This window comes from Streptomyces sp. NPDC050564 (assembly GCF_044457265.1).
Classification (GTDB): domain Bacteria; phylum Actinomycetota; class Actinomycetes; order Streptomycetales; family Streptomycetaceae; genus Streptomyces.
In genome coordinates this window covers 1-6055 of sequence record NZ_JBITGS010000102.1, presented here as the reverse complement: position 1 = coordinate 6055, position 6055 = coordinate 1, and the positions used below count along the sequence as shown (strand labels likewise).

At 69.9% G+C, this 6055-nt stretch carries 8 protein-coding genes; 4 read left to right on the top strand and 4 right to left on the bottom strand.

Translation table 11 applies throughout. The annotated features are described in order from the left end of the window. Positions 1–119 precede the first annotated feature (119 nt). Complete coding sequence (locus ACIBK0_RS51690; RefSeq protein ID WP_399097481.1) at positions 120–269, bottom strand: hypothetical protein; 150 nt, start codon at positions 267–269, stop codon at positions 120–122. Between ACIBK0_RS51690 and ACIBK0_RS51685 the strand changes: the two genes are divergently transcribed. The 3 genes from ACIBK0_RS51685 to ACIBK0_RS51675 all read left to right on the top strand — a co-directional run bounded on the left by ACIBK0_RS51685 (position 262) and on the right by ACIBK0_RS51675 (position 3340). Further along, positions 262–1299, top strand: coding sequence for an IS110 family transposase (locus tag ACIBK0_RS51685; RefSeq protein WP_399097479.1), 1038 nt, complete (start codon positions 262–264; stop codon positions 1297–1299). The two genes, ACIBK0_RS51690 and ACIBK0_RS51685, sit on opposite strands and share 8 nt — an antisense overlap. Before the next feature lie 32 nt (positions 1300–1331). Continuing rightward, complete coding sequence (pcaC, locus tag ACIBK0_RS51680) at positions 1332–2633, top strand: 4-carboxymuconolactone decarboxylase (RefSeq protein ID WP_399097477.1); 1302 nt, start codon at positions 1332–1334, stop codon at positions 2631–2633. Positions 2634–2704: 71 nt separating this feature from the next. After that, entirely contained in the window at positions 2705–3340 is a 636-nt protein-coding gene (locus ACIBK0_RS51675; protein WP_399097475.1) for an MBL fold metallo-hydrolase, read from the top strand. A gap of 49 nt (positions 3341–3389) precedes the next feature. On the opposite strand, the gene ACIBK0_RS51670 is transcribed toward ACIBK0_RS51675, so the two are convergent. Then, positions 3390–3962, bottom strand: coding sequence for an isochorismatase family protein (locus ACIBK0_RS51670; protein ID WP_399097473.1), 573 nt, complete (start codon positions 3960–3962; stop codon positions 3390–3392). 108 nt (positions 3963–4070) lie between these two features. Further along, complete coding sequence (locus tag ACIBK0_RS51665; protein ID WP_399097471.1) at positions 4071–4529, bottom strand: MarR family winged helix-turn-helix transcriptional regulator; 459 nt, start codon at positions 4527–4529, stop codon at positions 4071–4073. A gap of 111 nt (positions 4530–4640) precedes the next feature. On the opposite strand from ACIBK0_RS51665, the gene ACIBK0_RS51660 reads away from it, so the two are divergent. After that, positions 4641–5420 carry an exodeoxyribonuclease III gene (locus tag ACIBK0_RS51660; protein ID WP_399097469.1) on the top strand — a complete coding sequence of 260 codons (780 nt, stop codon included), beginning with the start codon at positions 4641–4643 and terminating at the stop codon, positions 5418–5420. Positions 5421–5595: 175 nt separating this feature from the next. Here ACIBK0_RS51660 and fdxA read toward each other — a convergent pair whose 3' ends face one another. Then, on the bottom strand, positions 5596–5916 hold the full coding sequence (gene fdxA / locus ACIBK0_RS51655; protein ID WP_399097467.1) for a ferredoxin: 321 nt from the start codon (positions 5914–5916) through the stop codon (positions 5596–5598). Between the last annotated feature and the right edge of the window lie 139 nt (positions 5917–6055).

The window sequence follows — 6055 nt, the reverse complement described above, 5'->3', positions numbered from 1 at the left end:
CCAGGGGCGGCAAGGAGCCTACGGGCCCGTGCCGACCGGCACCCTGGACGCTACGGCTGCAGACCGTGCGTCTGGGCTCGATTGAACAAGTCAGGGGCCTTGCTGTCTTTCAGGCGCCATCACGGTTCAGACCGCCCGACCGGCAGGTGCCAGCCACCCAGCACTTCACCACGCGGGAGGCAGACCACCATGACGACCAGACAGCGCAGCATCTCTTCCACCAGCACGGGCCCGCCCGCTTGGGGCGAGGTCGTCTTGGGCGTGGACACGCACGGCGAGGTTCATGTCGCCGCGGTGGTCTGTCCACTGGGCCAGATCCTGGGCACCAAGTCCTTTCCGGCCACGGCGGTCGGCTACCGTCGGCTGCTTGTCTGGGCCCGCAAGTTAGGGACGGTGCGGCGGGCCGGGGTGGAGGGGACCGGTACCTTCGGCGCGGGCCTGTCGCGCTACCTGCTGGCGCAGCATGTCGTGGTGTTCGAGGTGAACCGGCCCGACCGCTGGGCCCGCCGTCTGCTCGGGAAGTCGGACCCGCTTGATGCGCAGGCTGCTGCGCGGGCCGTGCTCAGCGGTCGCGCCCAGGCGCGGGCGAAATCTGGCGACGGTCCGGTGCAGAGTGCTCGGATGTTCAAGCTGGCCAAGGATTCCGCGGTCAAGGCCCGCACTCAGGCGATCAACCAGCTCAAGGCGGTCCTGGTCGTAGCCGACCCGGCCCTGCGGGAGCGACTGTCCAGCCTGGGCAACCGCGAGCTGTTCCGCACCTGCGCACGTCTCAGCCCGCGCGAGGGCGGGGCCGGCGGGGGCGACGAGGACACCGTAGTTGAGGCCACTCTCATGACGCTGAGCATGCTGGCTCAGCGCATCGAGCAGCTCACCGGGCAGATCGATGAGCTGAATCAGCGACTGACTGGGCTCGTTGAACGCCATGCCCCGCAGCTGCTCGCGCCGGTGGGTATCGGCCCGGACTCCGCTGTCACGCTTCTGATCACCATGGGCGACAATCCCGAGCGGCTGAGCACCGAGGCGTCTTTCGCCGCGCTGTGCGGGGTCAGTCCCATCGAGTACTCCTCGGGCCGGCAGAGCTCGCGTCGCCTCAACCATGGCGGCGACCGGCAGGCGAATGCCGCTCTGCACCGCATCGTGTTCACCCGGCTGCGCCACGACCCCCGCACCCAGGCGTACTTCGAACGCCGCACCCAGGAGGGCAAGACTCGGCGTGAGATCATCCGATGCCTCAAGCGATATGCCGCCCGCGAGGTCTTCAACCTGGTCAGGACGGTCTCTACCGACCCCCCGTTATAGGGGCGTCCGTGACAGATGAGAGGGTCAGGCGGGTGAGTGAGACACCGATGAACACCCTGCAATACCGCTTTGACGGGCCAGAAGACGCTCCTGTCCTGATCCTCGGTCCCTCACTGGGTACCACATGGCACATGTGGGACAGGCAGGTCCCGGAGCTCGCGAAGCACTGGCGGGTCTTCCGGTTCGACCTGCCGGGACACGGCGGAGCGCCAGCGTATCCGGCGGGTTCGGTCGCCGAACTCGCCGGTCGGCTGCTCGCCACGCTCGACGGGCTCGGTGTGCAGCGCTTCGGTTACGCGGGCTGCGCGTTCGGGGGTGCCATCGGGATCGAACTGGCGCGGCGCCACCCGGAGCGGCTGGCCTCGCTCGCGCTGATCGCGGCCTCGCCGCGCTTCGGTACGGCCGACGAGTTCCGGCAGCGCGGTGTGATCGTGCGGACGAACGGCCTCGAGCCGGTGGCGCGTACCTCGCCCGAGCGCTGGTTCACGGGCGGGTTCGCCGCGGCCCAGCCCGCGATCACGGAGTGGGCCGTACAGATGGTGCGCACCACCGACCCCGGCTGCTACATCGCGGCGTGCGAGGCGCTCGCCGCCTTCGACGTGCGCGCCGAGCTGGGCCGGATCGGCGTTCCGACGCTCGTCCTCGTCGGCTCCGACGATCAGGTCACCGGGCCGGCCGAGGCACGCACGCTGGTCGCCGGGATACCGGACGCCCGGCTCGCGGTCGTGCCAGGAGCCTCGCACCTGGTCCCCGTGGAGCAGCCCGCCGCGGTCACGGACCTGCTCGTACGGCACTTCTCCACCGCGTGGCAGCCCGCCTTCGACTCGACCACCGGCCAGATGGCGATCCAGGCGGCCCCGGTGAAGCCTGTCCTGGCCGCGCCCCCGCCGGTCGCGCCCCTCGCCGAGATCGCCCCACCCGCCCTGCAGCCCGAGGTCATGGGGATGGGGCGCCCCGATCCGTACGACGCCGGGATCAAGGTTCGCCGTGAGGTGCTCGGGGACGCGCACGTCGACCGGGCGCTGGCCTCGGCGGACGAGTTCTCCGGGGACTTCCAGGAGTTCATCACCCGGTATGCGTGGGGCGAGATCTGGGACCGTCCCGGGCTCGACCGGCGCGCGCGCAGCTGCGTCACGCTGACCGCGCTGGTCGCGGGCGGCCACCTCGACGAGCTCGCCTTCCACACCCGCGCCGCCCTCCGTAACGGCCTCACCCCGGTGGAGATCAAGGAGGTGCTCCTGCAGGCGGCCGTCTACTGCGGCGTACCGGCCGCCAACAGCGCGTTCAAGGTGGCGCAGCAGGTCATCCGCGAGGAGACCACGCCGCAGGAGTGATCTTCAGCCTGGCAGTGGGAGCACCAGCCTCAACAGCCCTTCGCGGCGCCGCCGGGGGGCAGGATGGAACCATGAAGCTCACGAAGAAGTCGCACGCGTGTATCCGCCTGGAGAAGGACGGCCAGACGCTCGTCATCGACCCGGGCACCTTCAGCGAGGACGACGCCGCCGTCGGCGCGGACGCGATCCTGGTGACGCACGAGCATCTGGACCACTTCAACGAGGAGCGGCTGCGGGCCGGTCTGGAGTCCAACCCGGCGGCCGAGATCTGGACCCTGAAGTCGGTCGCGGAGAAGATCTCCGCCGCCTTCCCGGGCCGTGTGCACACCGTCGGCCACGGCGACACGTTCACCGCCGCGGGCTTCGATGTCCAGGTGCACGGCGAACTGCACGCCGTGATCCACTCGGACATTCCGCGCATCACGAACGTCGGCTATCTCGTCGACGGCGGCCGCGTCTTCCACCCCGGTGACGCCCTCACGGTCCCCGACCAGCCCGTCGAGACGCTGATGCTCCCGGTCATGGCCCCGTGGAACAAGATCGCCGAAGTCATCGATTACGTCCGCGAGGTCAAACCCCAGCGTGCGTACGACATCCACGACGCCCTGCTCACCGATCTCGCCCGGCCGATCTACGACAACCAGATCGGCGCCCTGGGCGGCTCCGAACACCTGCGTCTCGCGCCGGGGGCGTCGGCCGAGGTCTGAGCGCCGGCCCTTCGGCAGCATCTCCGGCAGCGTCAGGTCCTCAGCGGCGTCAGGCCTTCAACAGCGTGAGTACCTGGTCAGTCGGTGCCGTCTCCGCGATCCGCGGGAAGATCTTGCCGAAACTGTGCGCGTGCGAGTCGGCGTCCAGGTCGGTGGTCGCGTCCTCCACCACCGTGAGGTGGTAGCTGTGCTCGAAGGCCGAACGGGCCGTGGACTCCACGCCGATGGACGTAGAGATCCCGGCGAGCACGATCTGGGTGACGCCACGGCGGCGCAGCTGGAGATCCAGTTCGGTGCCGGTGAAGGCGCCCCAGTGCCGCTTGGTGATCACGATGTCGTCGCCGAGCGGACCGAGCTCGTCCGGGAACTCGGCGAACTCCGCGGGCGGCGCGGCGGCCGGACCGGGGTGGTCCGCCCGTCCCACCGGCAGGTCGCCGCCGTCCGGGGACCAGGCGACCCGCACCCGTACGACGGGCAGGCCTTGCGCGCGGAACGCCTCGGCCAGCCGGGCGCCGTTCTTGAGGACCGCGTCGGACGGGTGGACGGTCGGCAGGGCGAGGATGCCCTTCTGGAGGTCGATGAGAACGAGGGCGGAGCGCTCGTCGAGGGTGGTGGCGGGCATGGGCGTACTCCTTGTGGCGCGTGGGGAAAGGTAGGGGCGGCCCTTGGGGAAGCAAGGGGCGGCCGCTTGGGGAAGCAAGGGGCGGCCGCTTGGGGGAAGGGAAGGCAGTCAGTCCTCGCCCAGCCGTCTGAGGAGCTCGACGGACTCGGACAGTGCGTGCTGCTCGGCCGGGGTCAGCCGCTCGGCCATGAGGCGGACCATCGCGTCCTCGCGGAGCTCTCCGCGCTGCCGTAGGCGGGTTCGGCCCTTTTCGGTGAGCGCGATGAGCACCTGGCGGCCGTCGGTGGGATGCGGTCGGCGCATCACCAGGCCCTCGGTCTGCAGGGCGTTCACCGTGGCGAGCATCGACTGCGGGCGGACCAGCTCGGCGCGGGCCAGGGCCGCGGGAGCCGCCGGGCCCTCCCGGTCGAGCCGTTTCAGCAGCGAGGACTGCGAGAGGGAGAGACCGTGGTCGGCGGCCTCGACGCGGATTCTGCGCAGCAGGCGGTCCAGCGCGGACCGCAGTTCCTGCGCGGCGCGCGCCAGTTCCTCGTGGCTCAGCGGGGCGCGGTCCTCGGGCGACGTCATATCGACAGGCTAACTGTCAAACAGGCGGACTTACAAGTTTGCCTGTCGAAATCGGCTGGTCCTGTGGCACTGCCGGGCCCGATGTCGTACCCGCCCGGTAGGTTGTGAGTCATGCGCATTGCCACCTGGAACGTGAACTCGATCACCGCCCGTCTCCCGAGGCTGCTGGCCTGGCTGGAGAGCAGCGGCACCGATGTGCTGTGCCTCCAGGAGGCGAAGGTCGCGGCCGAGCTGTTCCCGTCCGACCAGCTGCGCGAGCTGGGCTACGAGGCGGCCGTGCACGCGACGGGGCGGTGGAACGGCGTCGCGGTGATCTCCCGAGTAGGCCTGGAAGACGTCGTCAAGGGCCTGCCCGGCGACCCCGGCTACGAAGGCGTAGAGGAGCCCCGCGCCATCTCCGCGACCTGCGGCCCGGTCCGCGTCTGGTCGGTGTACGTGCCGAACGGACGCGAGGTGGACCACCCCCACTACGCGTACAAGCTCCAGTGGTTCGAGGCCCTCAGGGCCGCGGTCGCGGGCGACGCGAAGGGCAGCCGTCCGTTCGCGGTGATGGGGGACTACAACGTGGCGCCGACGGACGACGACGTCTGGGACATCTCCCTCTTCGACGGCGCCACACACGTCACCCCGGCCGAGCGCGCCGCTCTCACCGCCCTGCGCGAGGTGGGCCTGGCGGACGTGGTCCCGCGTCCCCTCAAGTACGACCACCCCTTCACGTACTGGGACTACCGCCAGCTCGGTTTCCCCAAGAACCGCGGCATGCGGATCGACCTCGTCTATGGGAACGAGGCGTTCTCGAAAGCGGTCAAGGACGCATACGTGGATCGCGAGGAGCGCAAGGGCAAGGCCGCGTCGGACCACGCACCGGTCGTGGTGGACCTGGACGTCTAGCCGGTAGCAGGGGACTCGGACGTCCAGCCGGTAGTAGCGGACTTGGACGGCCAGCCCGTAGTGGTGGACCCGGACGTCCAGCCCGTAGTGGTGGACCCGGACGTCCAGCCGGTGGTGACGGACCTGGACGTCCAATCGGTCCCGGTGGCCCCGGACGTCCAGGCGACCGGCGACGTCACGCCGTCGGCAGCGGTGCCCCGGCGACCACGGGGTGATCGCGCTCGACCGGACCCAGATGGGAGGCGCCGCCCGGCGAACCGAGCTCCGCGAAGAACTCGACGTCCGCCTTGCGGAAGTCCGCCCACTCCTCCGGGGTGTCGTCCTCGAAGAAGATGGCCTCGACGGGACACACGGGTTCGCAGGCTCCGCAGTCCACGCACTCGTCCGGGTTGATGTACATCTTGCGGGGGCCTTCGTAGATGCAGTCGACAGGGCATTCGTCGACGCAGGCCTTGTCCTTCAGATCAACGCAGGGCTGAGCGATGACGTACGTCATGGGTGTTCTCCACGGTCCAGGTGTCGTTACCGGTCAGGAGGGCGGCGAGGTCGCCCTTGCCGTTCTGCTCGATGGCCGTGTCCAGCTGGTCGGCCATCTGGGTGTCGTAGACCGGGCGGTCCACGGAGCGGAGCACGCC

Coding starts and splice junctions, on each gene's coding strand:
- ACIBK0_RS51675 (WP_399097475.1), top strand. CDS start 2,705: ATGAAGCTCACGAAGAAGTCGCACGCGTGTATCCGCCTGGAGAAGGAC.
- ACIBK0_RS51670 (WP_399097473.1), bottom strand. CDS start 3,962: ATGCCCGCCACCACCCTCGACGAGCGCTCCGCCCTCGTTCTCATCGAC.
- ACIBK0_RS51665 (WP_399097471.1), bottom strand. CDS start 4,529: ATGACGTCGCCCGAGGACCGCGCCCCGCTGAGCCACGAGGAACTGGCG.
- ACIBK0_RS51660 (WP_399097469.1), top strand. CDS start 4,641: ATGCGCATTGCCACCTGGAACGTGAACTCGATCACCGCCCGTCTCCCG.
- fdxA (WP_399097467.1), bottom strand. CDS start 5,916: ATGACGTACGTCATCGCTCAGCCCTGCGTTGATCTGAAGGACAAGGCC.